1 protein-coding gene and 1 pseudogene are annotated in these 1,681 nt (G+C 68.5%); both read right to left on the reverse strand.

Annotation, left to right across the window (positions count from 1 at the left end; translation table 11 throughout):
* A pseudogene (locus YU1_RS31370) lies at positions 1–467 on the reverse strand (hypothetical protein); the annotation flags it as partial.
* 5 nt (positions 468–472) lie between these two features.
* Positions 473–1,681, reverse strand: a 1,209-nt coding sequence (locus YU1_RS34155) for a hypothetical protein (protein WP_035716760.1), incomplete at its 5' end; no start/stop codon positions are given.

Genomic DNA, 1,681 nt, shown 5'->3' on the forward strand with positions numbered 1-1,681 from the left:
TAAAGCCCCGCACAAAACCGCCACAGCTCATCGATCTCGGCCGGGCCCATGTCCAGCATGGCGCCGAGCGTGTCCACCAGCGGATTGGTGCGCTGGAAGCTGGTGGCGCCGGACAGCAGCATGCGGGCGGCGAACTGCTCCTCGGCCGACAGCTGGCCGATCAGCGTCTCGAACGCCGCCGGCAGAGCGCCGTTGCCCACCGCCGCAAGCGCTTCCTCCTGCGTGATCAGGCCGCGCAGGGCGAGGCCCTGGAAGAACTGCCGGTCGGAGATCTCGGCCGGCGGCGGCAACGCAGGCGCCGCATAGGGCGCGAGCTCGCCGCCATCCGCGAGCCATTCGTCGCGCTCGCGACGCAGCGCCGTATCGGCCGGCAGGGCCAGATCGTCGAACCAACGGCTCCCGTCAGCGCAGGTGATCCTGATGGCGGTGCTGGGCGCGGGCGCGGCCCGGATGATGTGCGTGATCATGGGTCTCACATGCGTGCGTTGAAGATGCTTCCGGCGTTCACAACGACAAGCGACATGCCGTCCGCCGCGGCAGCCGCCTGGAAATTGACCTGGGCGTGCCGAATACCCGCCGTGACATTCCAGCTGTGGAGGTTGACGTAGTCGGTGAGATTTGCCGAGACCGAGGGCGGCACCCGCATTTCAACCGGGTGGAAGATGGTCGCCTGGTAGGCGTGATAGATGCCGGCGACCATGACCGTCGATGCGGTGATCCCGCTATCCATCTTCCAATAATAGCGCTGGCTCCTGCGCAGCTCTTCGGCGGGATCGGGCGCCTCCCATTGCGGAAGCGTCCCCACATTGCCCGCGTCCACATAAAGCCCGACGTCAAACAGCTCGAACACGTTCGCCGTGCTGGCAAGTCCGTTGGACTGGCCCGGCGCGGCAACCGGACTGCCGCCCTGCCAGCCGGCGCCTCCGGTGAAGGCGGCGGAGGCAGCAAGGCAGATGCTGAACATCAGGCCGCGCGTATGGGCGACGGACCAGTTCCCGGCCACGTCGCCGGGAACGAGGAAGCTTTGCAGCGTGTCGATGTTGGCCTGCCCCGGCGGGATGACGAACGAAGCGAGGTACGCACGATCCGGCGTGCCGTTGCGGATGGAGAAGGTGTAGGTGCCCGCCGGTCCCCGGAATCCGAACCGGGCCAGCGCACGCCGGGCGGCCCCGGTGCCCCATTGAAGGTCGGCCACCTGCTGGCCCTCGATGTTCTGGTTCCAGACCAGAACATCCGAGCCGCTCAGGGCCGCCTTCGCGGTGGTGACGGCGATGCGCAGGCGGTTGGACGAGCCGCCCGGCGTTGCGCCCTGCACCAGGGCATGGGTGCAGGCAAAGCCCGAGCCGGATGCCGCGCTCTCCCATTGATCGGCAGCATAGCCGATGCCGCCGGTCACCGGCGTGAAGCCCCACTCCTGGCTCAGGCCCATGGCGCCATTGACGATGCGATTGCGCAGGGCATCGCCGGCGGCGGCGGCGCCGAGGTTCGCGCGTCCCTGCGCCTTTTGGTTTTCCATGAGGGCCTGCACGGCATCGATGCGCAGGCGGCCGTCCACCGCCGCGCGGATCTCCGATGTCGCGGGGCCATAGCTCCAGGCGGTCGGCAGCATTTGGCCCGGCGCCGCCTCGCCAAAATACGGCCGGTAGCCGAACAGGGCCGACGTGCCCTGGCCCGGCTTGGT

Origin of the sequence: Azorhizobium doebereinerae UFLA1-100 (assembly GCF_000473085.1) — a bacterium.
Taxonomy (GTDB): domain Bacteria; phylum Pseudomonadota; class Alphaproteobacteria; order Rhizobiales; family Xanthobacteraceae; genus Azorhizobium; species Azorhizobium doebereinerae.